The sequence below is a fragment of the Candidatus Abyssobacteria bacterium SURF_5 genome (assembly GCA_003598085.1).
In the GTDB taxonomy this organism is placed as follows: Bacteria; Abyssobacteria; SURF-5; order SURF-5; family SURF-5; genus SURF-5.
This window is the reverse complement of sequence record QZKU01000107.1, coordinates 1-25,056: the sequence shown is the minus strand read 5'-3', so window position 1 is coordinate 25,056 and position 25,056 is coordinate 1. Positions and strand designations below refer to the sequence as shown.

General features: G+C 53.9%; 20 protein-coding genes. 7 read left to right on the top strand and 13 right to left on the bottom strand.

The features are described 5' to 3' along the window. Positions 1-43 precede the first annotated feature (43 nt). The 6 genes from C4520_15325 to C4520_15300 form a co-directional block, all read right to left on the bottom strand. On the bottom strand, positions 44-412 hold the full coding sequence (locus tag C4520_15325) for a hypothetical protein (GenBank protein ID RJP17975.1): 369 nt from the start codon (positions 410-412) through the stop codon (positions 44-46). Positions 413-440: 28 nt separating this feature from the next. Next, the gene (locus C4520_15320; protein ID RJP17982.1) at positions 441-1,019 is read right to left on the bottom strand and encodes a class I SAM-dependent methyltransferase; all 579 of its coding nucleotides are present in this window, start codon (positions 1,017-1,019) and stop codon (positions 441-443) included. Positions 1,020-1,122: 103 nt separating this feature from the next. Then, positions 1,123-2,448: an FAD-dependent oxidoreductase gene (locus C4520_15315; GenBank protein ID RJP17974.1), complete on the bottom strand. Its 1,326-nt coding sequence runs from the start codon at positions 2,446-2,448 to the stop codon at positions 1,123-1,125. Continuing rightward, positions 2,436-3,395, bottom strand: coding sequence for a DUF362 domain-containing protein (locus tag C4520_15310; protein RJP17973.1), 960 nt, complete (start codon positions 3,393-3,395; stop codon positions 2,436-2,438). The genes C4520_15315 and C4520_15310 overlap by 13 nt, the downstream gene beginning before the upstream one ends. A gap of 65 nt (positions 3,396-3,460) precedes the next feature. Further along, positions 3,461-4,267 carry a glycerophosphodiester phosphodiesterase gene (locus tag C4520_15305; GenBank protein RJP17972.1) on the bottom strand — a complete coding sequence of 269 codons (807 nt, stop codon included), beginning with the start codon at positions 4,265-4,267 and terminating at the stop codon, positions 3,461-3,463. Positions 4,268-4,331: 64 nt separating this feature from the next. Then, positions 4,332-4,556, bottom strand: coding sequence for a hypothetical protein (locus tag C4520_15300; GenBank protein ID RJP17971.1), 225 nt, complete (start codon positions 4,554-4,556; stop codon positions 4,332-4,334). 297 nt (positions 4,557-4,853) lie between these two features. Here C4520_15300 and pilM point away from each other — a divergent pair, with 297 nt between their 5' ends. From pilM to C4520_15275, 5 genes are read left to right on the top strand one after another with little or no spacing between them, the layout of a single operon-like run. Next, positions 4,854-6,035, top strand: a complete 1,182-nt coding sequence (gene pilM, locus C4520_15295) for a type IV pilus assembly protein PilM (protein ID RJP17970.1) — start codon at positions 4,854-4,856, stop codon at positions 6,033-6,035. Then, positions 6,035-6,691: a hypothetical protein gene (locus C4520_15290; GenBank protein ID RJP17969.1), complete on the top strand. Its 657-nt coding sequence runs from the start codon at positions 6,035-6,037 to the stop codon at positions 6,689-6,691. The genes pilM and C4520_15290 overlap by 1 nt, the downstream gene beginning before the upstream one ends. Before the next feature lie 13 nt (positions 6,692-6,704). After that, positions 6,705-7,292: a hypothetical protein gene (locus C4520_15285; GenBank protein RJP17968.1), complete on the top strand. Its 588-nt coding sequence runs from the start codon at positions 6,705-6,707 to the stop codon at positions 7,290-7,292. Beyond that, on the top strand, positions 7,289-7,822 hold the full coding sequence (locus C4520_15280; GenBank protein ID RJP17967.1) for a hypothetical protein: 534 nt from the start codon (positions 7,289-7,291) through the stop codon (positions 7,820-7,822). Before C4520_15285 ends, C4520_15280 begins: the two co-directional genes overlap by 4 nt. Before the next feature lie 7 nt (positions 7,823-7,829). Then, positions 7,830-10,118, top strand: a complete 2,289-nt coding sequence (locus C4520_15275) for an AMIN domain-containing protein (protein RJP17966.1) — start codon at positions 7,830-7,832, stop codon at positions 10,116-10,118. Between the two features lie 131 nt (positions 10,119-10,249). On the opposite strand, the gene C4520_15270 is transcribed toward C4520_15275, so the two are convergent. Further along, entirely contained in the window at positions 10,250-10,609 is a 360-nt protein-coding gene (locus C4520_15270) for a hypothetical protein (protein RJP17965.1), read from the bottom strand. Between the two features lie 40 nt (positions 10,610-10,649). Continuing rightward, positions 10,650-10,871, bottom strand: coding sequence for a hypothetical protein (locus C4520_15265; protein RJP17964.1), 222 nt, complete (start codon positions 10,869-10,871; stop codon positions 10,650-10,652). A gap of 129 nt (positions 10,872-11,000) precedes the next feature. Here C4520_15265 and C4520_15260 point away from each other — a divergent pair, with 129 nt between their 5' ends. Continuing rightward, positions 11,001-11,633, top strand: coding sequence for a helix-turn-helix domain-containing protein (locus tag C4520_15260; protein ID RJP17963.1), 633 nt, complete (start codon positions 11,001-11,003; stop codon positions 11,631-11,633). Between the two features lie 32 nt (positions 11,634-11,665). After that, the gene (locus C4520_15255; protein ID RJP17962.1) at positions 11,666-12,025 is read left to right on the top strand and encodes a response regulator; all 360 of its coding nucleotides are present in this window, start codon (positions 11,666-11,668) and stop codon (positions 12,023-12,025) included. 38 nt (positions 12,026-12,063) lie between these two features. Here C4520_15255 and C4520_15250 read toward each other — a convergent pair whose 3' ends face one another. The 5 genes from C4520_15250 to C4520_15230 all read right to left on the bottom strand — a co-directional run bounded on the left by C4520_15250 (position 12,064) and on the right by C4520_15230 (position 24,701). Beyond that, positions 12,064-13,152, bottom strand: a complete 1,089-nt coding sequence (locus tag C4520_15250; protein ID RJP17961.1) for a hypothetical protein — start codon at positions 13,150-13,152, stop codon at positions 12,064-12,066. Then, positions 13,152-14,579 carry an MBOAT family protein gene (locus C4520_15245; GenBank protein ID RJP17960.1) on the bottom strand — a complete coding sequence of 476 codons (1,428 nt, stop codon included), beginning with the start codon at positions 14,577-14,579 and terminating at the stop codon, positions 13,152-13,154. Before C4520_15245 ends, C4520_15250 begins: the two co-directional genes overlap by 1 nt. A 115-nt stretch (positions 14,580-14,694) precedes the next feature. After that, positions 14,695-15,645: a hypothetical protein gene (locus C4520_15240; GenBank protein ID RJP17959.1), complete on the bottom strand. Its 951-nt coding sequence runs from the start codon at positions 15,643-15,645 to the stop codon at positions 14,695-14,697. A 393-nt stretch (positions 15,646-16,038) separates the two neighbouring features. Then, on the bottom strand, positions 16,039-17,226 hold the full coding sequence (locus tag C4520_15235) for a phage portal protein (protein ID RJP17958.1): 1,188 nt from the start codon (positions 17,224-17,226) through the stop codon (positions 16,039-16,041). Positions 17,227-18,251: 1,025 nt separating this feature from the next. Then, positions 18,252-24,701, bottom strand: coding sequence for a transcriptional regulator (locus C4520_15230; protein RJP17957.1), 6,450 nt, complete (start codon positions 24,699-24,701; stop codon positions 18,252-18,254). Positions 24,702-25,056: the final 355 nt, after the last annotated feature.

Here is a 25,056-nt window from a genome sequence, read left to right as displayed (position 1 = left end):
CTGATCTTGAACGGAAAGCTTTCTTGGCCGGGCCTCCTGAAAATCAGGAAGGCGCGTCCACTGATACGATCACCGATGCATTTGCGACGACGATGTCCTCGGAGGCATCGCCCAGTTGCGGAACATAAAGACCCGGAGAAGTCATTCCTCCCTCACGCACCGTAATCGTCTTCTTTCCCAGCGGCAGTTCTTTCAGCACAGCCTCTTTGTCGACCTCGGCTGGTTTAGGGCACGCGATAAGCACATGGACATGCATCTGGTCGGGGTGCGTCAGGCCGCAGATCTCGGAGAGCCCGCAGAGGCAGTTGCGCGAGATCGCGTCGCGTACCGCCCGCGCGGCCGCTGTCGTGACATCCTGGCCATGCAGATCCACTCCCATTCCAATTTCCACAACGAATCTCTTTTCCGGCATGGAATGCTCCTTCTTCAGAAGAATTGTTTCAGGGCTTGCGCGCGACGATGAACATCTGCTTGCCAAAGATGCGGTGGAAGCAGGGGAAGCGGAGGTAGGTCTTAACGAAGAAGCTTCCCTTGGGAAAGCGGCTGCGGAAGGTATAGGGCAGAAAGCGCCCTTTGAGCACTTCGACAATCAAGCCCGCCGCGACTATGGCCTCTCGCATGCTCTCATCGCTCAGCGCGATCTGGTGGTCGAAATAGTCCCAGTAGTGCGTATAGAGATATTTGATATTCGGCTGGACGACGATCAGCTTTCCGTTCGGAGCGAGCACGCGCCTGATGTCTGCAAGCATATCAATAATCTGCTGCCGGCTGGAAAGATGCTCGAAAAAGTTTGAGGCGAAAACGACGTCCACCGCGCCGTCATCCAATTCGAGCGGTGCGTCCGGATTTGCTTTGATCACCTGCACTCCCTCGGCCGCGAAATTTGCGGTGTCGGGATTCAGATCGACGGCGTATTTTTTGGAGCACGTGATGTTGTTGATGAACTCGCAGGTTCCCGCCCCAAGATCGACAACGGAAGCCGATGGTGCAATGAACTTCTGCAGGTATTCTCGGCAGATAATCCGCCACACCTGGTTCTTTTGATGAAGCGCTTTCTCGTCGAACCGGTTGCGGTAGATATCGGAGATCGTGCTGAGCGGGGCGTTTTTCAAGCCAGGCATGTTATTCCTCCCGCATGGCGCCGGAAAGCTTTTTCGCCAGCCCGATCATGCCGCTGATGGTTCTGTCGGAAGGATAAAGCTGCGTTGAATCAAGGATGTAGAGCCCCTTGATCGGCGCTTTCTGCTGCGGAATGATCTGCGAGAAATTGGTCGTGCAAACCGCCTGCGCAAAGGGGTCGCGGAAGACGCGGTAGTCCTCGATCTCGGTCGGCAGGAAATCCTTCGATATCACCCGCAGGGCGGCCGCATATTCCTTGAGGATATCCTCCTTGTCGAACGAGTAGCGAGGATTGCTGGTCATAAGGTAATAGGGGATATATGCGATCTTGTTGCCGTTGAAGTCGGGCCTCGGGTTCAGATTGGTATATTCGATGATGCCGTTGAATGAGATGCGGGTATCGTTGATATTGACCCAGAAGCTGTCGGTGATCGGGCGCGAAAGCTTGAGGATGACGCAGACGACGCCGATATATTTGATGCGCGCAAGCTGGTTGCGGTAGTCGGCGCAGCTCTCGGGCAGCAGCCTTGAGACCAGCGGGAGGGCCAGCGTGGAGACGACTCGATCGTACGGCACGATCCGCCCGTCCGCCTGCACCCCCGACACTCCGCCCTTATCAAGATGAAGGCTTGTGACCGCAGTCGATGTATGGATCGTCCCGCCCATCTGCCGGATCTTTTGTGCGAGCGTGTCGACCAGCGTTTGCGTTCCGCCGGTCAGGTAACCGAGCATCTCCCGCTGAAGCAATTTCTTTCGCGACTTCGCGACGCGGTGGATGCGGTGCCACATCCAGGATGCCGAGACCTCTTCGGCGCATTCGCCGAATTTGATCTTGAGCAGCGGTTTCCAGATGACGTCGTACGCCTGCCTTCCAATGTGACGGGAAAGCCACTGGTGCGCGGGCTCGTTCTCGAGCGCCTGCCAATACTTCAGCGAGCGCGAATAGATAATATTGAAGCCGAACCGGAGCCGCCCGGGAATGCTCACCGGCCTGAAGAAGAGCAGGTCGAGCGGCGTCCCGAAGGGATATAGTTTGCCATCATAGAAAAAACTCATCCTGGTCGGCCGCCAGAAAATCTTGCGGCCGAGCCCGACCTCTTCGCACAGGTCGATCAGGTCGTCGTCGCCCATGCAGATGAAGTGGTAGTACTTCTCGATCAAGCCGCCGCCAAAATCGAAAGAGCCCGCGAGGCCTCCGAGCGTCTTGTCGCGCTCATAGAGGCTGACCTGATGCCCCTGTTTCAGGAGATAGTATGCGGCGCTGAGGCCGGCGATACCGCCGCCCACAACCGCTGTCCTGGTTTGGCCGCCGCTTTTCATTCCTGCCATTGCTTGCCGTACGGGGTTCCTTTGACGATCTGGTCGCGAAGCCGCTTTCCTTTGATGAGATAATACCAGCCATAGTACCACATGCGCGCGCCCCAACAGCAGATGGGAAAAACGGGCGTGTCGAAGAACAGCCACTTCATGAAGGATTTGCGAAGCGCCAGTTCGAGCCACGACACCAGATTATGTTTTGCCGGCTCGAACTGCAGGTTCAGGCTCAGATTATCATCGCCCACCACGTCTATTCGCTCAAGTTGTCCAATACCGAAGTTGAGCCGGTGACAGTTTTGAATGTGCTGGATCACGTGAGGATCGAATCCAAGTATTTTCGCCACGACGGCATCCAGCGCAACAAAATCGCCGGATGCGAGCACGCGGTCGACCACGCGCGGGCGGCCCGACTTCGGGCTGTTTCCTTCGAGGCCGACAGTCGCATCCATCACGGCAAATCGAGGTCGGGCGGCATTGTTGATGTCGGCAAGCGCATCGTTCAAAACGAGATGATAGTTGTGCCGGAGCTTGGGGAGGCATCCCCATTGGTTCTTGATTGCGCCGGTTATCGTGGTTTTATTGTGCGTCTTGATCGTGGGGATGGTGATCAGATGCGTTCTCAGGAGGATTTCAGGAACCCGGATCTCCTTCAGAGCGAGGCCGTCGGGCAGGTGAACCGTGCGCATCTCCATGCCGGTCATGTTAACCCACTGAACGCCGTAGCGCTCGCACACCTTATCGATGCGCGTTTGCCTCAGCGCTTTTTCGACATCGACGACCACCTGATCGGATTCGACCACGAATATCTTTCCCACATGGTCGCGGATCGTTTGGATGACGCCCTCGAGCACCCACGGCCCGGTTACGGCGCCCGGCAGGAACAGGTCCCAGCCCAGGTTCACCTTCAGAGCGACATCGACTCCTTGCGGAATGAATTCGCGCCAGCGGGCGAGTTCCATCGCCTCCGTGACGGAATCCTGGACGCTGTTTTTCACCCGTACGATACTGACTGTGGAACGAGAATTCAAAACCGTTGAACCTCCCGATTTCGGCTGAGCTTCTCCCGAAGCTGAGCAGGCCGGTTGCTAATAATGATATCAATACCCGCATCATAAAGGCGCGCGGCCTCGGCCGCCGAATCAACCGTCCAGGTGCCGAGAAACCATTTTTTTGACCGAGCCTTCTGCACCATTTTTCGCGTAACCAGCGGGAAGCGCGGATGGATTCCCTCGAGCGTCAGGATGCGGGCAGCCCATGCCTGCCGCAGGTGAATGGGCTGGTCGTCCGAAAAGAGCAGAGCGGTCACAAGAGAAGGATCGTGTCGTTTTACCCGCCGAAGAGACGTTGGATTGAACGAAGACAAGATAATCGAAGATTGGAGCTTCATCTTTTGGATGAGGGCGACGACTTTTCCTTCGAGCCCGTCATCGCGAATCGATTTGGTCTTCAATTCGATGTTAACCAGCATCTTTCCGCCAAGAAGCTCGAGCACCTCATCGAGAATGGGGATTCGTTCTCCTTGAAATTGTCGTCCAAATTTGATTCCTGCATCCAGACGTCGCAATTCGGTAAACGTAAGTTCTTGCACGCGGCCCGTGCCGTCCGTCAGGCGGGATACGTCTTCGTCGTGAAAGATAACCAATTCAGCCGAGTTGCACGAGCAAACATCGAGTTCGACTCCGTCCAGCCCCAACTCGAGTGCCCGCCGAAATCCGGCGATCGTGTTCTCCGGAGCCTCCCGGGGGACTCCCCTGTGGCCAAACAAAAGCCGCTCGTGCCCGACTCGATCCAGCAGTTTCAAGTACCACCAGCCAAAAGACAAGATTAACAGAACATTATATTACCACCCTTTTTTCGTGCTCGTCAAGCTTTTGAATCGCCGGCCGGGCGCGCGTTCAATCGGTTAATTCGGTCCGCAGTTCGTTTTGCGCGTGTTTCAGGCGAATCCGGTCAAACGCCGGTGCGGAAATTTGTACGACGACAATGACAATTATCGGAACAGCAACAAAAAAAGCCATTGCCTTTGCCGCGGCCCACCGCTCATAAAGAAAGCGGAAAACGCGCGAAAACCGGCGCTGTCCATCGTGTATTCCATTCCTATTGCTACGGTTGCGAACCAACTGCGTTTCCGTGGGTGGTTCACCCCTTGCACAAGCAGCGTTCAACGGGATGCGCCATTGACAGGAAGAGAGAGCCTGTTAAGCGATGTCATTTTTTCCTAGTTCCTGCGACCGCAGATGTACAACTTTGTAATTCGACAAAAATTGTTACCGTTCTTTCCGAAGAATATAAGTCATTGATTGGACGCAGCTTATGGGTATATCAAGATCTTGGCACCCTTCTTGCTCGAATGCAACTCGTCTGTAAAAAGGCGATAAGCCGCAAAATGCGCCGGTTGTGAAAAGGGGAGACAATAAATGGCCAAACCAAAAACGACAATAGGAATCGATCTTGGCACTCACTCAGTGAAAGCCGTGCAGGTTTCCAACTTCGGCAACGGATTGAAGGTGGAGCGAGCGGCGCTGGTGAGGCTGCATACGGATGGGACCAACGAGGATAGGCGGAGCGAGGAACTCGTACGCGCTCTGCGGACAGTTGCCACGGTGTTTCACGTCAAGAAAGCCACGATTATCACGGCCTTGCCGGGCCAGGATACCTTTATCCGTTACCTGCGTTTTCCCAAGATGCCGCCGGAAGAGCTGAAGAATTCCATCGAACTCGAGGCCGATCAGAATCTCCCCTATGATTTGACCGAAGTATCGACCGATTCGGTCGTGCTGGAAGAGATAACCGAGCGCAACGAAACCATCATGAAGATCCTGCTGGTCGCGGCGAAAAACGAGATGATCAACAAGACGCTCGACCTGCTGCGCAGCGTGGGGCTGGCGACAAGCATACTCGGGATCACGACGCTGGCCATTGCCGACGCTTTCGAGGCGAACAGCGGATTCCAGCCGGACGAGACGGTGGCGCTGATCAACATCGGGGCGTCCTCCACCAATATTCATTTCTGTCGCGACGGGGTGTCGAATTTCACGCGCGACATCTCTCGCGGCGGAAGAGACCTGACGTCCGCAATCCAGAAAATGCTGAAAGTTACGTACGATGAGGCGGAGCGACTGAAGACCGATTATGCGCGGAAAAACTTTGGGAAGGCCAACGGCGAAAGTGCAGGATTCGACGACGTCGAGACGGTCGAGTCGGACGATCTTTCACTTGACGTCGGTGCGGGCGGGGAAGCGACGGATGAGCCGACCGAGCCGATGAAGAGCGTGAAAATGGACGATGGCAGCCGGATCGTGAACGCGACGCGGCCGGCGCTGAACCGCCTGATCGGTGAGATCCGGCGCTCGATCGATTATTACGAGAAACAGTTGTATGAGAAGAATGTGGGCAGGCTGGTGCTGAGCGGTGGAACGGCGATGTTCCCCGGACTGGACCAGTCGCTGGCGGATGCGACCGGCGTGCCGGTTGAGATCGTGGACCCGGTGCAGTCGCTGATAGTTGAGGAAGGTGCTCCAGGCATCAAGGATTTGATAGAGAATCGGGCTCAGTTTAATGTGGCGGTCGGTTTAGCGGCCAGGGGGTTTGCGGAATAATGATCAAGATCAATCTCATACCCAGAGAACTGGTACCCAAAAAGAGGAACTTGTTGCCTCACTTCGCCGTGGCCGTGCTTGCCGGCGTGCTTCTGCTGTGGTTCGGCAGCAGCCTGGCGGCGTCGTATTCGCAACTCGATCAGGATCAAAAACGCCTTGTGCTCATCGAAGAGGAATTGGACAGCCTTCAGGAAGCCGTGGCGCAGGTGAAACAGCTTGAAAAAGACAAAGAGCTCCTGTCGCAGAAAGAGCAAGCGGTCGTTCAGATCACAACGGGCCGCACGGTCTGGTCGCACGAACTGTATGTGCTCGCCGGCCTGGTGCCGGACGGACTCTGGCTGGAGCGGGTGAATATGAGCACGCGCCGCCGCCCGGTGACCGTTGAAGTTCCCAACCCGAACCGCAATCCGGGCCAGCCGCCAACGATACAGAAAACGGTTGTGCAATCGTTTCCGGCTATTCGCCTCAGTGGATATGCGCTGTCGCCGCACCGGGAAAAGGGGCTGGAGCTGGTGGGAAAACTTATCAACAATATCAAGCTGGACGATGAATTTTCCGTCAGGTTTGTTTCTCCCGAATTGAAATCCATCGAACGACAGGAATTCAGGGGCAGCACCGTCATGAAGTTCGTCATGGATTGCGAAATTTCGATATGAAAGGTGGAAGATTATGAACTTCTTCAAGGACAGGACAGTTACCAAGCTTGATTGGATCATCATCGGATCCTCTCTGTTCCTGCTCGTTCTGATCACGCTCCTGTACTTTGTGGTGAAGAGCTTCGTGGGAGAACAGATCGAACAGTTGCACGTTCAGATAACCGCAAAGCAGCAGGAAGTCACTGAGGCTCGGGCGGTGGCTGCGAGAAAAGACGGGCTGCTCGCCGAGATCGACCAGGTGCGGGAGAAGATCGTGCGCTTCGAAGAGAAGCTTCCTACGGATAAAGAGATCCCGAGGCTTCTGAATCAGTTTCAGCAGATCGCTGAGCTGAGCGGAGTGAAATATCAATTGATCAATGCAGAGCCGATAGACGAGAAGGACCTGTACGTGCGGATTCCTTTCAAGGTGAAAATAGAGGGGACGTACCCGGTCATCGGCGAATTCCTCCGGAGCCTTGAATTCGGCAACCGGTTCATCAAGATCGAAGATCTCGATATCGGACCGCAGCAGAAAGGCGCGAGTGAAGCGAATTTCGTCGTCAGCACGTATATGTTCGTCAATAAAGAGAAAACCAGCGAAAGCGGGGTGACGCAGTCATGAAAGGCGATATGAAGAAAACAATCCTCGCCGTCGTGCTCGTGGCCGCGGCGGTCGGGGTGGTTGCGTACCAGATTCTGGGAACTGCATCTCCCGTCAAACATGCAACCAAAACCGCTATTGCGGCCCCGACACCGGCGCCGCTTCAGCCTGCAGCCGCCGCTCAAATGAGGGGCCCGCAGGGACAGCCGGCGGAACCGCAACTGAGCCCGTATGAGTCCCTGTTGGAGAAGGTTGCCGAGCGCGATCTGGCCTACCGGAAGCCGGGGTTCAGGAACCCGATGTCGCCGCTGGTGGCCGAGACATGCGCCACGAATAAGGCCGCGGAGGAAGCGGCAAAGCTCTCCTCGGCGGGATATCACGTCAAGGGGATCATCTGGAATGAGGACGCGCCGCTTGCCCTTATTAACGATCAGGTCGTGGGTATCGGCGAGCGCCTTGACGATGGAGCGCTTATAACCGAGATACATTCGAATTCCGTGAAATTTACGAAACGGGGAAACAAGTACGTTTTGGTTCTGAGAGAGGAGTAAATGAAAAATGGGCAGCCTCGTGAGTAGAAAGATGTCCCGGGTCCTTCTGATTGCAGTCGCAGCGTTTGTTCTTGTCGGCTTCCTCTCGCCGCCGCTGACGGCGGGCGGCAGCCTTGAACAGAGAAAGGTTCAATTGCTGGAACTGCTTGGGCTGGATGGAGCAGATCCGACGGTCGTTCAGGCTGCACAGAAAGCACACACTCTGTACTCAGTAGATATTGTGCCGGGAGCGGAAAGCGTTTCGGTCATTCTCCAGCTCAGCGGCTTGCCCGCCTACGACTCGTACCTGTATAAGGAAAACAGGCGCCTGGTCGTGGATCTTCGGGATACCATAAACCTGTCGCCGTCGCCGGCATATTCGTTCAAGCAAGATGATCCGATAAAAGAGGTGCGCAACAGTCAGTATCGGGTGAGTCCGACCCTCATCTCCCGGATCGTCCTTGATCTTGACGAAGATAAAACGCCCGCGATCACGAGTGACGGCAATAATATCATCATCAGCACTCCTCTTGACGATCCCGAAAAACGCGAAGAAAACGTAAAAGCCTATTTCCCGAAAGAGGAGGCGCCCGCTCAGATAGTCGCGGTGCCGGCCGTCAAAGTGAACGCCGATTCCCCCAAAGTCGATCTCATGCTTGCGCAGGTAGAACCGACTGAGCCGGCGCCGGTCGAGGCGCCTGTGGAGGATTCCGCCCCCTCGCTCGAGATGGCGGAACCGGTGAATGAGGCTGCCCCCGAGGTTCAGGAAGTCGACGAGATAGGAGAAATCCTTGCCGCAACCGCAGCCGAAGAAGCTCCTCTCGATGAGATGATAGAAGAAGAGGCCGTCGAAGAAGTCGCGGCCGCTCCGGATGCTGTCGAGACAGAAACCGCGACCGCGGAAGTTGTGACCGAGAATGAACCCGCCGTCCAGGAGGTCGAAGAGCCTGCGACTGCGGAGGTAAGCGTTGAACCGAAAGACCAGATAGTCGAGGTTCCAGTCGAAAAGATCGAGCAGCCCGTCCTAGAGGCAAAGCTGGTCGCCGAGACTGAGACAGCTCCGGCCGTCGCCAAGGAGCCTGAAGCGGTGAAGATGAATAATCTGGTCACCCTGAATTTCCGGGATGCCGACCTCAGTGCCGTCCTGGATATTCTCGCCAGGAAAGGGAACTTGAATATTCTCGCCGGGAAAGACGTGCGCGGCAATGTCACGGTACGGCTTGTCGATGTCCCGTTTGACGTGGCGCTGAATGCGGTCCTTAATGTGAACGGCTACGGGTATATAAAAACCGACAACATCGTCAGGGTGGTTCCGCTGTCGCAGCTCGGAACGCAGGTCGAAACGCGGACCGAAACGTACACGCTGAGCTATGCGGAGGCTAAACAAGCGAAAACTACATTTCAGACTTTGCTGTCGCCGAACGGCAAAATCGAGGTTGACGAACGAACAAACATGCTGCTGATCACCGATGTTCCGTCCAATCTCGATCGCCTTCGAGAACTGATTCCCCAGATCGACCGGCGCGTGCAACAGGTGCTGATCGAGGTGCTGATTCTCGATTCCGTGCTTTCCGACGAGGCCGACCTCGGCATCACCTGGTATCTCACCAACACCAATGACAACAGCCCGGGCTTCGATGGAAATGACATCGCCGGCGTGCTGCTGCCAAAGCCGTTCGGCGGCTTGGATATCAGCGTCGGAACATTGATAGACGACATCAATCTGAGCGTAATGATCCAGGCGCTCGTGGAGAATTCGGACTCGCGCATTCTCGCCAACCCGAAGGTGCTGACGCTGAACAACGAGTCCGCGAGCATCGAGATCATCGAGGAATTCCCTTACAACGACGTAACCCAGACCAGTTCGGGAGGTCAGCTCTCGAATATCACCTTCAAGGAGATCGGAACAAAACTGGAGGTCCTCCCCCAGATAACCCACGACGGATACGTAATCCTGAGGGTCGAGCCCGAACAGAACTCGATTGCCGGCACGACGATTACCGGGGTGCCGATTGTCGACACCAGACGGGCCGAAACCACATTGATCGTGCGAGATCACCAGACGGTGGTTCTCGGCGGCCTGAGGGAAAACCGCAAGCTTCTCAGCGTGAGCAAGGTGCCCTTCCTGGGAGACCTGCCGGGAGTGAAATACGCCTTCAGAAACGTCGGCTCCTCGGATAGGGACACCGAGTTGCTCGTGTTCCTGACCGTGCATATCGTCGAGAGTCCGCCGCTGATTCCGAGCCAGGAAATCAAATTCGACGAACTCGCAAACCTGCCGCGCAAGCCGTCGGTATCGATCGACCTTATCCGCTGATAGAGAAAGAAAAGTGGATGGGCCGCGGGGAAAAATTCCTCCGCGGCCCATTCTTTTTCTGTAGGGAAGGTGGAGAAAGTCGAGAAAGAAGCTGCCGCCGGTCGTCAGGATCGCTACGGGAAGGGACTGCATCACGTCGAGGAAAGCTCCTTCGGCGTCGCCGGCTTGTTGACGCGCAGGATGGCCGGCCGCCGCCGCATCAATTTGCGTTTGGCGCCCGCCTCGCGATTGCCTTGGAGAATCCTGCAGATCTGCCGGCAGGTAAGCCCGAACTGCTCCGAGAGAGCCTCATGGATCTCCGAGACGCTCCCAAAATGAGGGTCGTCCTGATAAATCCGAAACAGCGCGATGACCTGCCCGTTGCGCTTCGCATAATAGTCCTCGCCGAAATAGAGGACTGCGCCGCTCCTGCCGTGCTCGGGAATGCATTGCAGGACCGCGCTCAGCAACTCGGGCGAGAGCAGTTTCTCTGCATTGAAGTATGCCGGCATCTTCCTTTCCTCCAGAGGTAGCACCGTGACCGCACGATGTTCAAGCGCTCCAGACGCCGAACCGCTCATTGAGATATATCTCCCACAGCGATCGCCTGTCGATCTCGGCGTCCACGAGCAGGGCGAATTCGCCGGCGTCGAGCGCCTGCGCGAGCCAGCTTGAGAACTCTTTCCTGTCGCCGATGTCGAGCGCCCCGATGTGGCGTTCCCACGCTCGGAGCTGGCGCTTGAGCGTCGTGAGGTTTTGCTGGTGCTCGTCCATTACCCGCACTCCGTTATATCGCTTATAGCTATAATAATAGCATATAGCGATATATTTGTCAAGAGGGAAGTAGAAGAAAAAAGAAAAATATCAGGGACAATTGACAAATCGGGCGTTCGCGTGTAAAATATGGCGCAGGGAGTTATTGCCATGAGAATTGGCGAAAAAATAAGGTTTTTGCGGAAGTCGCGGGTCCCGAAAATGACCAGTTCGGAGCTCGCGCAGAAGGCCGGCATCTCTCAATCGTACGTCATCGAGATAGAGAGCGGGAAAAAGAATCCATCGCTCGAGGTTCTAGAGAGGATAGCCAAGGCTTTGAATGTATCGCTTTCAGAGATCATCATAGGCCCGGTCTCGCCGGTCGTTCCCACCAGGTACCGGTATATACCGGTGATCAATCGGGTGTCCTGCGGCGAGTGGATGGATGCCGGCGATCTGGAGTTTCCGCCGGGTTTCGGCGCGGATTACAAGCTTACCGACTCGCAGGACCCGAACGCCTTTTATGTAATTGCTGAAGGCGATAGCATGGTCGGCGGAAGAATCCAGGAGGGGGATTATCTCCTGGTGTCGCCGAACCTGCAGTGCGACCCGGGCGACATCGTGCTGGCCAAATCGGAGCAGGGAGTCACCATCAAGCGGTTCATGAAACGCGGTAACCAGATCGTGCTCGAGCCGCTCAATTCGAAGTACAAAGGCATCGTGATCAAAGAAGGAAGCGACGTGAAGTTTTACCGGATCGCGGAGATAAAGATACCGCTCTGAGGGCCGATGATTCGGAAGGAGAAAAATTCGGTTTGTCAATTGCGAGACAGATAAAGGTGATGATCGTTGATACGGATGGCACCCGCGCCGGCAAGGTGGGGGCGCTTCTTAAGCAGAACGGGTTTCAGGCTTCCGTCTGTGATCAGCCGCTGAAGGCGATGGGGCTGATGCGGCGCGAGCGCCCCGGCGCGGTGGTGCTCGAGGTAGTCATGCCCGGCCGCTCGGGGTTCGAGCTCGCCGCCCGGATGCAGGCCGACCCGCTCCTTTCGCGGACGCCGATCGTGTTCACCAGCGACATCCAGAATTCGGCTGAAGGCAACCATGATTATTTCCCGAGGCCGCTCGATTCGCGCAGGCTGGTGGAGACGCTGAAGAAGCTGACGGCAGGATAGGCTCGGACGCAGGGATGCGCCTCGCCCGAAGAGAAGACTCAAAAGAGTCCTGATTTCTGTACAGCTCCTGAGTCGTGCGGGTCGCCGGATGCGGCGACACTGAAATCCTCCCATCTTTGTCTGAGAGTCTTGCTCCACAAGGTCGCCGCGACAGGTCCCGGATGCGTGGCGTCCAGATAGTTCCGCTCATCGCACAGCTTTTCATTTTCCAGAAGATTCACGTAGTAAACAGAGGGATACCTGAGCGCCTCCGCGAGGTGTTGTTGCTTTTGCGCCTGATATTTCTCGTGGTATTCCGAGACGTTCTGATGCCACTCGGGCAGCGGGAGGTCCACGAGGAGAAGCTTTCCGCCGCACGATTGAATCAAGTCGCAGACCCTGACCAACTCTTCAAATCCGCGTTCTTCGTTCTCGAATCTGCATCGGGAATCGGTGTTATCCGTGCGCTGCTTCCATTGGTTCCTGTCTATTTGAACGATCTTCTCCCCGGACGGCTGACGGATAACGGCGGGAGGTGCGGCTTCCGCGGCGGCGGGTCGGTTAGACGAGAGCGAGTGGAAAAAGGAGAGGGAATTTTTTAACGGCCGATTCAGCACCAGCACAGGCCGGAGCACCCGCACGAGGAGATCGACTCTTTGAGCAGGCACGATCGGCCGGATTCCGTCGCCATTCCACCGGTAGAGCCTCGACTCCACCAACGCTTCGTTCACGTTATGCCCATTTCCATAGACGGACCCGTAAAAGATGCCAATGACGAACAGCGATTTGTCTTTCACGTGCGCCGGCAGAAGCTGTTCAAGCAGTTCGATTACCTGGCGCGTGTCGGTCATGTTTGAGCCGGGCAGCGAAAGGTTTGCCGCTTCATATTGCGGAAAAAGAGGCTGCAACTCATCGGGACGAAAGCCGAATAAGGCGTTCGAGGAGCCGAGAACAATCAGCTTCGGTCTCTCATTCCGCTGCAGCCTGCATGCGTCCAACGAGAGGGTGCGATACGCCTCGACGAAACAAATCGTGTCAACGGGGGGCCTCGTCCATTCCTCATAGATATAATAGCCGGCATAAAGGATCAGGTACCAGAGCGCCGCGAACACCACGAGCAGGCCCGCTTGCCGGAGGATCGATTTCATCAGAAGCCTCCGTAGATCAGGTCGGGTATCTTCGTTTGTGAGGAGACGAGGAAAAGCAGCAGAACGATAGCGCGGGCGGCAAGGTGCGCCTGCTGGAAGAGGAATGCCTGATTCACTCGTTCAATCTGTTTCCGGATCGGGATTGATGCGATGCGCGCGCTGTCGATCAGCAGTCGGGACACGATGACAAGCGCGATACAGAATGCCGCGCTCTTAAAAATCCCGAGGACGCCGAGCTGAGAGAGAATCTTTGTGAACCCGTCCCATTCCGTCCAGAGTGCAGTCAGCGAGACCGCGAAATAGGTCATTGTGAGGGCATGAGTGAAATATCCGTAGAGCGTGGCGCCGCGAAGCTTCTTGAAGCGGTCCTTGCCCAGCCGCTTGCGCATTTCGATCTCATACAGTTTATTGACGCTCATTCCGAGCCCCAGGAACAGGCCGTAGATCACGAATACGAACGTGGTCCCGTGCCATACGCCCATGAGGAAGAACGTGATGAAATATGCGAAGACGCCGAAGTAGGGGATCAGCGACATCCGCCTCGAGCGATGCGCCAGCGATTTCATTATCGGGTTGAACAGGTACAGTTTGAACCATTCGGAAAGCGTGATGTGCCAGCGCCTCCAGAAATCGAGAAAGTTTCCGGCGCCCAGCGGCGCATCAAAATTTTCCGGCAGTTCGAACCCGAACAGGAGACCGACGCCGATGACGATATCCATATAGCCGGCGAAATTGAAGTAAAGCTGCAGCAGGTAGCTCAGGCACGCGGCGCCGTAGGTCGCCCATAGATAATTCGGCGACGCCACATACCTCGCCCACTGGAACGCAAGCTGGAAACCGGCGGATATGATCGCAAGCTTGATGACGCCGTTGGTGATGCGCGAGAATGCGAGATAGGCGGTTTCCGATGAGATGGCAACGGCGCCAAGGCTCTCCTCCTGCTTCCGGTAATCCTGGAAACGTTGAATCGGGCCGGAAACGAAAGTGAGGAAATTACAGCAGTAATTGAGCATCTGCCACGGGGAGATGCGTTCCACGAGCGCCCTCTGATATGTGTCCACCAACACCTGGAGCACGCGGAAAAAGATGAAGGACAATCCGATGGTGACGCCGGGGCTTACCGCCGACGTGAGAAAATGGACCAGCGAATACTGCTTCAGATAGATGAAGGTCGCTATCAGCAAAAAAATGGCGGCAAAGAAATTCAATTTCGATGGCCGCGCATGAATAAAACAGATACAGAAATACCCGAGCGACAGGAATTCAATCAAGGGAAGCAGGTCAAGAAAATCGCCGGCAAAGCTGGCGATGAAGGCCACGTTTAGGATGAGTAAGACGGCGCGCCGCCAATTGCGGGAATTATAGCCGTGGAACAGGAGGAGTCCAGCGGCCACAAGAGCAAAGAAATGAATGGAAAGGAGGCGCATGCGGGTTTTCTGTTGCCCCTATTCTCAAACCCAATTATGTTACACGTCCCTGCGAGGCGCTCGCGTCAAGCCCCAAGGCCATCCGTAACCGCCCTTTCTTGGCGAAAAGGCGGTTTTAGTTCACAACCACTGTTTCCGGCGCACCGGTTATTCCCCTACTTCCCAGAATTTCCGCCGCCGCATCCGCGATCGCCTCGGCGACTTTGCTTTTTCCCTCTTCCCCGCAATGGCCGTAGATGTCATAAAACTTGTCATGTTCGAGCAGCATTGAGCAGTCCAGAAGATGAAACTGCTCTTGGGTCAAAACAGTTAGGAAAAGGTCGGTTGACGCTCTGAGCGACTCTTGATCGAAGTTATTCACGCTGCTGAGGAACTCGTGGTCCACCGGCCAGATATAGAAAAGAATGTCAATCTCGCGACCCGACGCCAGCTCCACGAGTGAGCGGAAATCCTTGAAAGTGGGATTGGTTTCTGTCTCGGGGAAAACGAAAAGGCCCGCCAGCTCGGACGGATCGTACTTAAAATCATCACCTGACCGAGATACTTTTTCGTCCCCTTCCTTTGGGCGTCCCTCGGAAAACGGCATCGTAAAACGGCGGGAGCTTTTCGAAATCCACGTCTTGATTCCCGAAGTGTAAATGGTAACCGGCTTCAGAAAAAGGACGGACGCTTTGTATTCAAGCAGTTTCTTTTTTGTTATGCCTCTGGCCGCAACCGGGTCCCTGCAGGTCGCAGGCAACTGACTGAACAGAGGGGTAAAGGCGGATAGTTCCGGATTGAACCAGAGGAGGCTTTGAGAGCCGATCCATTTTGGAGAAAACGTTCGCAAGTTGATGGGGATCAAGATAAGATCGGGTTGCAGCTCCAGCGCCTTATGCAACATGCAATAAAAGTCGAACATATCCGCGCCGGCAAACGACCAGTCGAGCAACTGCAAGTCATCGAAATCGCCCTCATGCTCCTTGAGTTCTTCAATGATCAAGTTCGGCAAATGCCTGGATTTATCCCCGCTGTAAGATGACCAATCGAACGGATAGAAGGAGTTGCTGTCGCCCAGGGCTATCATTCTCCGGGCTCGACTATTTGATGACCTTGCGAATGAACGCCTGCCGAAAAGAACGGGATATGGACTGGTTTCGACATTATTGCTCAAAATGGTTTCTTTTCCTGCAGCCAATGTGCAGATGATGATGAATGTAAAGAGCCACAGGAAATAGAAAACCGTGATATTTGTCGTCGCCGAATCCAGCTTGCTCGTTTTTTTTTTGCGTTTGGGACATCTTCAAAAATTCGCTACTTCACCCACCTATTTGGGGATGGCCTCAAGTATAGATTTTGCGGAAAGCGTTGTCAAGAATGGAAAAAGAAGACGCGCCGGCGTCGTCTTGTTTATCAAATCCGCCAGACGAACCCGGGACGCATCCTCGCGCGGAATCTTTTTCCGCCTGACCATTCTGTCTCATGTTCCGAAGCTATCGCCCCACGTAACGGGCGGCAGGTTTTCGCGGCGGCGGACCTCGTTGATGGTCATGATGCCGGCGCGCACGAGCCGCTCCTGCACCTGCGATTTGACGTTCTCGTTCTCCTTGAGCGCATCGACGGCGGATGTATCGAACCTGACGAAGTCGGCCCCATCCGTCTCGGAAGCGAACTTCGGCAGCAGCGAGTTATCCAGCTTGAGCTCGAGCTTGCGCAGTTTCGGGATGATCGTCTTCTGCCAGAACGCCTTGTTCTGGTGCTCGGCGTTCGCGTAGTTGGCGTACTCATAGACGCCGACGAGCGCGGGCGGCACCTTGAACGTGGCGCAGATCTCCTCGCGGCAGAACTTGCGCTGGTTGAGGAACTCCATATCGCGCGGGCTGAGGCCGATCGGCTTGTACGAGAGCCCCTCCTCCAGGACGGCGATGCGATGCGCGTGCGCGGACCCCTTATGACCCTCCTCCCACTGTTTTCTCAGGCGATTGAACGTCTCATCGCTCAACGACGAACTGGTTTCGAGGACTCCCCCCGGATGCGCGCCGTTCTTGAAGAAGGCCTTGTTGTAGGCGACCGAATACTGATCGACGATGATCGAGTTGCGGATGGCCGAGATCGGGCCGAGGCCGTAGTATTCGTTGGCGGGGTTGAAGTACCTGAAATGGACGACCTCGTCAGCCTCGAGCGAGACGCTGCGGCCGTTGATCTCATAGATGTAGCCCATAACGAAGTTCGAGCGGTCAGGCACGATCTTGACGCGGTCGGGCCGCATCGGATAGATGGCGGAGGGCACTCCCTTCTCGTCTTTCTCGATCTCCCAGTAGCAGTTGCCGGAGAGCTCGAGGAATGAGGCCGTCGCCTCCCACAGGTCGTAAGACGACATGTGCGGGTTGACGTCGGAGAGCAGGCGGGCAAGCCGGCTGTCGGAAACTTCCTCGATAGCATCAGCCTTCTTGCGGTAGGCGCGCAGGGGGACGCCCGCGATGGCCGTCGCGATCGTGCTCACGCAGGCATACACCCAAACGACCTGCCCGTAGGCAATCGCATAGTCTTCATAATTTTCCGGCCGGTCCTTGCCCAGCCGCTCCTCGAACTCGTCAACCAGTATCTCGCGCACGTGGCGCGCCTTTTCGTATCCAAGCATTTTCGCGATGTGGTCAAGCAGCTTCATGTCAGCCTCCCCTTTACCGTTTGTCAGTCGCTTTTGAGGCTATTCAACCACGCGCCGGACTCCTGAACAACGACAAAGTTGTGAACGGAAATGTCAGGAAGAACGGAAGATGAAGCAATCCACGGATTTTCACGGATTAACCGGATTTTCACGGATTGTAGGGGCACGGCATTGCCGTGCCCGAAAACAGTAGTCGAGCGTAAGCGAAATACAGTTTCTTAACCCTGCTTCAGCAGGGCGTCTCGCGGGCTGGACTGCGGACTGTAGACTGTTACCTGCCTTTATCTCTTCCAACTTGGAACTTGAAACCTGAAACTGATATCACCACGGAGGGACACGGAGAAAGGAAAGAAATCATTCCGCCTTTGCTCAGACTCCGGTCTAAGGACTGCCTTACCTATCCGCAGATTCCGCTGATTTTCTCGGATTAGAAAGGAGCTTCACAGGAGCAAACCGAGGAAACGGAGAATTCCTTCTTCAACCTTCAGACTTGGAACCTGGAACTTGGAACTTGAAACCTCTCATCAACCACAGATGCACCCAGATTCACACCGATCAAGAGAGCTGCCAAGAATTGTTTTTCTTTCCGACTGTCTTAAAGCGAATAAGTCCTGAACAGGAGGAAACGGAGAAGAGGGAGGAAGAAGAGATGCTAAACGTTTGATTGCATCCGTCTCCTGCAGTAGGGGGCTGGGAGGGAGGAAGCATGGATTTTGGGAAAAGCGCTTCAGTCATCTAGGCAACTTCTTCACTCTGAGTAGAACAGTAAAGAATAAAGATGGACCCCATTTTCAACCCCTTCCTTCGAGGTCACACCTTGAGGATGGTAAACGTGAGTGAAGATTCGATAACGGAAGGTTGATTTTTTGGAGTGGGAAAAAGAAGTGCAGGTTCCGGAAGAGAACCGCAGTTATTCAATTGCCAAAAAACCGCTTTGTAGAATGTATAGACTTGACAGCATTTCTTCCCCTAAGTGGAAACAGAGACACTCTTGATTTACCAAACCGGCACGGAATTGTCCACGCTCAGAACTCAGACTTGTGAAGGTGATTGATGCGGCCCTTGAAATACTGAAGTTTGAGTGCCTTGGTGATTCGAACAACAGCGATGGTATGAGTCCACTTGCTAAGTTCCTGATATTTTTTCTCATAGCGCTCAAGCTTTATGAGCAAGAGCAGGTTTTTATCATATTTGTTGAGTATCTTCTTGAGCACGGATGAGCTACAAAGCAGGCGATGGCCGGGATATACGTCTTCACCAGAATCTCTATTCTCTCGACCCCAAGCCTGTGCGCGCAAAATCGACCTTCCTCGCTTGTCCCGCCATACCCTGCCAAATGGATCAGTGCTGGTGATCGAACATAAATCGGAAAGAGCCCGTGCCAAGCGCGGTCTGAAATTGGCGCAAGGCACTCCGTAGGGATCGTGCTCGTCAAGTCGTGCCTCACCGTACGGACACACTATCCAAGGTGTATATTCCTTTTTTTCTTCGCTTGGTGAATTATCGAGGTCATCTTCGGCCCCATGAAACGCAGGAATCCATACAAGCATTGGCTCCTCACGAATGAGCTTTCTTACAGCCCGCACAGCTTTATCAGGAGCAACCAACGCAGATGAAATTCCGACTTTGATACCATCGGCTGAGAACCATCTTCCCCCAACAACAAGCTCTTTGCCAATGCGCGTGGTTACTCCAGCAAGTCGCAAAAGTGTGTCGCGGTCACTGGTGACTACAAGCCCCTTCTTCTTTTCAAGCAGGGGTTCAATTGTGTCAAGTGGAACCCTCTCGGTGCCATCGGAAAGCCATAACCCGTCCTGGCGAGTTAAAAGATAGCGCCCGAGCCATTCACCCCAGGGATCGTCCTTACACCACCAATCGTCTGTCACCGGAGCGGTCGCAAGAAGCTTACCGGCGGCAAAGAAAAGCGCGTGCCAACCCAGTTGCTGACCGTATCCATGATATCGAGTAGTTATCCCCCGGAATCTGTGATTGTACGATTCTCTTCCGCCTGACTCATACATGCTGGTAACATTAGGATCAAGCTCATGTACAATTGCAGATATCATGTCGACGACTTTCCAGCACGGCTGGCCAAAGACATGGCTCAAGTTGTCTACATCATGTTTATGAAAGTCATAGTCAAGGTCGAATTTGAATTCCGGACTGGGGGCAGTTTTTGGACGTCCCGAGTAAAAATCATGCGTTCTAATCTTTTTTTTCAGGCGTGGGTGCGGTGATAGATTAACGTTTCGAAGGAGTTTTTCCATATTTGCCTGCAATTGGAGTCTTCCCGCATCCACACATGTGAGCAATGCCTGCGCAGCGAAATGGCGCATAAGGGCATGCGGGTTTTCTTGCTCCGTAGCAATTGAAAAAAGGATGTCTTTATAGCGGGCTATTGCTTCGGGATAATCGCGCGCCATCCGCGCGAGAGCAATAAGAAGCCAAAGACGCGCGTGCAAATAGTAAAAGGTGAGTTCGGGCGCTTGGAAAGGTCCGGCCTCTTGAGACTCAATATTACCAACCAAGTGATCGATTATCTGCCATCGCCCAAATGCGGCTAAGCAGCGGATGCTATGTGCGGCACGCCATCTAGCTACTGCGTAGGGAGAACCAAGCACGCGCCACAAAAGCCCGGCCGCAACCGCTGTGATGTCATTCCTCGGATAAAGTCCATCCTTCCATTTTCCATCGGCAACATTATCGGCAAGCTCGGCAGCGGGACTACGCAGTAGCCTTGTAAGAGCATCTTCGCCCATGCCGGCCTTTGCTCTCCGGCAAATGAATGAAGCCAGTGTGAGCCATACCGCCCCAGCAATGGTGTTTTCTAACTGCCCAAAGACCTTGATCAGCTCGAGAACAAGGTCGAAATCAGCAATGCCTGTGAGATCAGAAATTTCCCTAACCCTGGAACCGGAGAGCATGCCATAGGCAATCATTTCATCGGCATGGAGCTGAATCAGGCGAATACCCGCGCCCTCATAGACCGGATTGAGCGAAGCGGATGATGGTGTCCACGCCTGCTTGCAACCCTTCAATTCCTCAATCTTCCGGTCGAAAAGCAAATGCTCCAATTCGCAGATATTCTCGATATATTTCGCACGCGCGCCAAAAGGGACTTTGGCTCGAAGCACTGCAAAAAAGTTGTCTTTTAGCTCGTATGTATGTTGTGGCCCATCGAGGGTGGTAATCGCCTGATTGAGAGAAGACTGATCTGTTGGGTCGGTGGACTTGGCAATACATTTCAAAGCTTCACGGTCCTCACGACTCCCTCTCTCTGTTCGCTTTCGCACATGGGCGTTCGGCACATCCCAATTGTAATTCCGCTCATTCCGCTTATTTCGTACTTCTTCATGGAGTTTACGGGCAGCGCGAAGATGACGGGCCGTCTTGGATGAAAAACCGAGAACGTTTCCGGCAAGCGCCACAAGCCGATCGATGGTGTTTCCCATCCACAAACCAGGATTGTCATCTTCGAATTGTTGAATGAGCGCAGTGATAGTCTCACTGTCTGGGCCTGCCCTATCGTGGATCGCCTTGGTAAAGTCCTCCATAGGATCGTGATAATGCCCGACAGGTCTGGCAAGGCGGTTCAGAGCAAGCGCGTCCTTGGGCTCGATCTTGCCTTGTTCCAAGAGCGCTGTGAGATATGGAAGAAGGGTATAGCTAAGGGATATCTTCGAACGATCATCCCACCGGCTCAATTTTGCCAAGCCTCTGACTCCAGCGGTTTTGGAAAGGCCCCGCCCAAAGGCACCCCAGAAGAACTTCTCCGGTTGCTCGCCCATATTAAGTTCAGAAATATTGCTCAAGGTGTGGAAATCGCGCTCGCTGAGTTCATCTCCCTTGAGTGAGGATGCGAATAAGAGAAGCTCGTTTGTGAATTGATCGTCTCCGGAACCGATCGCATCCATCTGCTCAAGCCCCTCGCGAAAATAATTAGATGCCTCATGGATACTGGCTGGTAACAAGGCACGAGCGAGACGCGAATATAGAGATGCCCGATAGCTCACATCATCCGCGGCTTGAATAAGCTTCCGCGCGTGTTGAGCTTGTTCGCCAGCTAATGTTTGCAGCGGCTCTCTCTCTGCGAGGATTGAAACAAGCCGAATGAGATCCTCCGGGTCTATGTAACGACTGTGAACCGCTGTAAGGAAGGATTTGACCGATGCCGCTTTAAGCTCGGTACGAACCCAAAGCGCGAAAACCACCACATCGAGACCGAGCTTGTGAAAAAAATGATCGATTTTGTCCGTGAGATAAGAATCGCGCTTCTTGCTTGTTTGGTCCCAAGTTTCGATCAGTTCTACGAAGACCTTGTCAACTACATTTTCGGGTGCAGCGAGGGTAGATGAAAGAGCTTTAGCCAATGAAAGAAGCGGCTCTAGACAACTATTGATAAAATTCTCGGCTTCCCTATGCCCTTCATCGCTCAGGGCATGCGGGTGCATTTTCTCATCGTCCTCTTTGATCTGTTTCCGAGGCCACCTCGCTAACCTCGCTTTGAATTTGTCGTGGAATGCCTTACCTGTGTCAATCCTGCGGATGCGGGCACAGATTGGCACCAATTCCTTGGGTAGAACGTCTTTCTCATGAAGGGATGAATTCTCCGCGGCGGCTACAAGGGCCGCACGGAAAATAAATGGGAAGACTTCGCGATGGTTATGGAACCTTTCCCGGAAGGACCAAATGCCGGGGCGTTGGTGAGTTGCGCGGAGCGATATCGAGAGAGCTTCATCATTAAGGCCTAGCATCAATGCATCGGCGGCGGCCTTAAGGAGCCCGTCCTGTAGCACGTATGTTCTCTCGCGTCGATAGTAATCTGATCCGTCAAGCTCGGTCGCCTTGCGGCAGACATCTGCCAGTTTGATGATAAGCTTCCTACGCCTGGGTGCTAAATTCTTCGCAAAAGACAAGGCTGCTGCGAGGGGTCCGACTTGCGTCAGTGCGTCAACAAATTCCGACAATAGGTCTGGCGACTGTGAACCTATTGCTTGTGCAAGATAACAGTAGTTGAAGATATACTCGCAAACTTCGAACGCATACCAGTCTTTCCATCCTTCTAAGAACCACACTGCATCCTGTGCGCCGCCTTTTGAAATGAGGAAGAACGGTATCGCTGCAATATCAGGGAGTTCGGGGCCGGGTTCGTCTATCCCATCTTTTCGATCCGTGTTTCTCCAGTGTGCGAGCCATTCGTCCGTTGTACGAGCATGCCGCCGCGCTTCTTCAAGATCACCCGAAAGCGTATTGGCGATCGTGAGCCTGGCATGGCGAGTGCCTTGCCAAGCACTTCGTGTCTCAAAGAGGCGGCGAGTCGCATCAATATCCTTTAGGGCTATAACAAGCTCAGGATGATCGAGGATGTAAGCGGCGCCGCGCTGATCCACGACAGCAATCGTGGACAACTCCATTAGCAGTTTTACCAACCGATCGTAGTCTTTTTTCATGGCGGCGTGCAGTGTTGCCGCCTTGAGCCTCGCGAAGCGTATGTTTCTCTTGCCTACTGTGCTCGTGATTGTTGCAGGGATTCGGTCATCGAAAGCCAGTTTAAAAAGCCGCTCGCCATCGTCAAGTTGATGCAGAAGCCCCGGAAGAGCTCGAGCCGCGTAGACGGATACATCCTGACGGACGAGAAGGTTTTCAGCGAGATGACGCAAAAGCTCATTAGAGGACGCATAACGTTTCTGAATGAGCGTTTCCGTAGGTTCGTCTCGAAACATCAATCCCTGATTGGTGCGTTCAAGCAATGGAAATAAATCGGAGGCAAAGCTTTCAATCGCACTCAGTTCGATTTTATGTATTCCAGCATATTCGTTAAGGGGTACAGGGGGCGGCAGAACGGCAAGGCCAGCGAGGAAGGCATCAATATGGTTCTTTTTATAGCCGCGCACTCTCGCAGTAGTGAGCGCATCTTTAATCCTTTTTTCGATCAGGTCGTTCAGTTCAAATTTCTTGTTGACCTCCGACTCATCAAGAAGACCACGACCGCTCATGAGAAGATAGTCCAGCACGCGCGGATTGCCGCCAGAACGTGCTTGGGCAATACTTATCTCTCCTTGGGAGACGTTATTCATTCTGGCGCGTAAGAACGTCGAGGTTTCATTTATGTTGAATGGCTGCAATTCAAGCTCGTCATATTCGGCGTAGGTATCGGGTTTGCGTTCTGTTCTACAGGAGACTATCAATTTAACACCTGGAATGGGTTCAGTATCCAAACTCTGTATCAGCTCGACAGGAAACGAGTCATCGCCGCGCTGCTTCGCAGCTATATCGGCGTTATCAATGGCATCGATGAAGAGCGCTAGGCTCCGTCCGGGGTTCATCCTCGAAATCGTCTCAACGCATTGGGTGAGGCGCCGCCTGAATGTCTTCAGCAATGTTTGCGGGTCGGAACTATGCGGAAGTATTGGGTCACACAAGCTGCGAAAAGCGAGCGTGTTAGCGATATGCATAAGCCCGTTTCGTGGCAAATGCCGGGCGTCCTCAAGAGCCCGGTAAGCTCCACCTCCAAAGCAGTCAAAGAAAACTACTTCATAGTTCTCTTGTATCTTACCAGCTAAACTCTCCATGAAGACGGTCTTGCCAACGCCGCCGGCAGAGTGGATAAGAAGGGGCTTCTGTAAGGATTCGATCTGTGAAACGGCATCAGAGAGTTGGTGGCGCTCAACGACCGGACCGACATCTGTAAGTGCAGGCTTGCACGGCAAAAGATCATCAGGATCACTGACCTCCAGCGCGGCGAGTATATCAGTACGCCTTATGACGTTACGACCCGAACCTGCATGCCCTGCTTTATTCCTGACCAACTCCTTCAAACCGGCAAGTCGAGCTCTCGCAAGTGCGTCTTTGGTGGCAGACCAATCCACAAGCAGGCATGCCAGCTCATATTTGGTCGCAGCAAGATTTTTGGAGCGGCCGATGAAATTGCACTTTGCGGCAAATGAGACCAGTGGCTTTCCTTGAAGCCCGGAAGCCTTCTCAAATTGTCTCGCTTGTTTTTCGACCTCTCCAGTTCGCGGCAATCCCTTCGCAATAGCCTCAACGGCCTGAAGCAGCGGCTCATAGATCGGCTGATTGGTAATGAGTTGAAAATCCAGTTTCTTCTGCACTGCTTCAGCGCCATATCTTGTCTTAAGATCACGGTACGCGTTACCGAATTTTTCAATTGTCTCTTTCGCCCGGCTTGCGCGGAAATACTCATCTTCGTTAGCTATTGAATATTTGAATTGGGCAATAGTAAGCCGGTCGGCTTGCTTGAAAGCCGGATGCCCCCCGAAATAAAGGGTGATATCAGCAATCTGAACCGTTTTTGCCGATGCACGCGCCTGATCGGTTGGAGAGAGCCCTTCGACAGCAATCCCAACGAGTTTGCTATCAGCCCACAAAAGTTGGAGAGCCTTACGCGCCGTCCAAGCCTCGTGATACTCGTGCCCGTCACGAGATGCTCTAACTGTATCTGTTTCTTGATGCATTATCGGAAATCGATGATTTCACAGGTAAAGCAAGAAGGTATCAGTATTTTGTGGAAATTTTCTACGAATGACATTTGAAAATATTTTACCATATGCAGGCAGTATTCGTGAAAATTTTAGGTAGACTTCAGTCAGCAGAGGGCCAATCAAGACTACCTGCAGTTTTTATTTTAAAATCGCACTTATTTCTAGCTTGCCTGGCGTCAACCCTTTCATCACAACTCTTCATCGCTGCGATAGATTGGGTCAAATCGTTACGGCGTGTTGCCCAAATGCATTTTTTGCTTGACATCTCCACAAGGTTGTAGTATTATGATACTCAATAATAGTTACTGATACTATAACTCATTTCGTG

Bases quoted from the DNA above. Each gene is read 5' to 3' on its own strand.
- C4520_15325 (RJP17975.1), bottom strand. From the start codon at position 412: ATGCCGGAAAAGAGATTCGTTGTGGAAATTGGAATGGGAGTGGATCTG.
- C4520_15315 (RJP17974.1), bottom strand. From the start codon at position 2,448: ATGGCAGGAATGAAAAGCGGCGGCCAAACCAGGACAGCGGTTGTGGGC.
- C4520_15310 (RJP17973.1), bottom strand. From the start codon at position 3,395: ATGGAACTCGCCCGCTGGCGCGAATTCATTCCGCAAGGAGTCGATGTC.
- pilM (RJP17970.1), top strand. From the start codon at position 4,854: ATGGCCAAACCAAAAACGACAATAGGAATCGATCTTGGCACTCACTCA.
- C4520_15290 (RJP17969.1), top strand. From the start codon at position 6,035: ATGATCAAGATCAATCTCATACCCAGAGAACTGGTACCCAAAAAGAGG.
- C4520_15285 (RJP17968.1), top strand. From the start codon at position 6,705: ATGAACTTCTTCAAGGACAGGACAGTTACCAAGCTTGATTGGATCATC.
- C4520_15280 (RJP17967.1), top strand. From the start codon at position 7,289: ATGAAAGGCGATATGAAGAAAACAATCCTCGCCGTCGTGCTCGTGGCC.
- C4520_15275 (RJP17966.1), top strand. From the start codon at position 7,830: ATGGGCAGCCTCGTGAGTAGAAAGATGTCCCGGGTCCTTCTGATTGCA.
- C4520_15270 (RJP17965.1), bottom strand. From the start codon at position 10,609: ATGCCGGCATACTTCAATGCAGAGAAACTGCTCTCGCCCGAGTTGCTG.
- C4520_15265 (RJP17964.1), bottom strand. From the start codon at position 10,871: ATGGACGAGCACCAGCAAAACCTCACGACGCTCAAGCGCCAGCTCCGA.
- C4520_15260 (RJP17963.1), top strand. From the start codon at position 11,001: ATGGCGCAGGGAGTTATTGCCATGAGAATTGGCGAAAAAATAAGGTTT.
- C4520_15250 (RJP17961.1), bottom strand. From the start codon at position 13,152: ATGAAATCGATCCTCCGGCAAGCGGGCCTGCTCGTGGTGTTCGCGGCG.
- C4520_15245 (RJP17960.1), bottom strand. From the start codon at position 14,579: ATGCGCCTCCTTTCCATTCATTTCTTTGCTCTTGTGGCCGCTGGACTC.
- C4520_15240 (RJP17959.1), bottom strand. From the start codon at position 15,645: ATGATAGCCCTGGGCGACAGCAACTCCTTCTATCCGTTCGATTGGTCA.
- C4520_15235 (RJP17958.1), bottom strand. From the start codon at position 17,226: ATGAAGCTGCTTGACCACATCGCGAAAATGCTTGGATACGAAAAGGCG.
- C4520_15230 (RJP17957.1), bottom strand. From the start codon at position 24,701: ATGCATCAAGAAACAGATACAGTTAGAGCATCTCGTGACGGGCACGAG.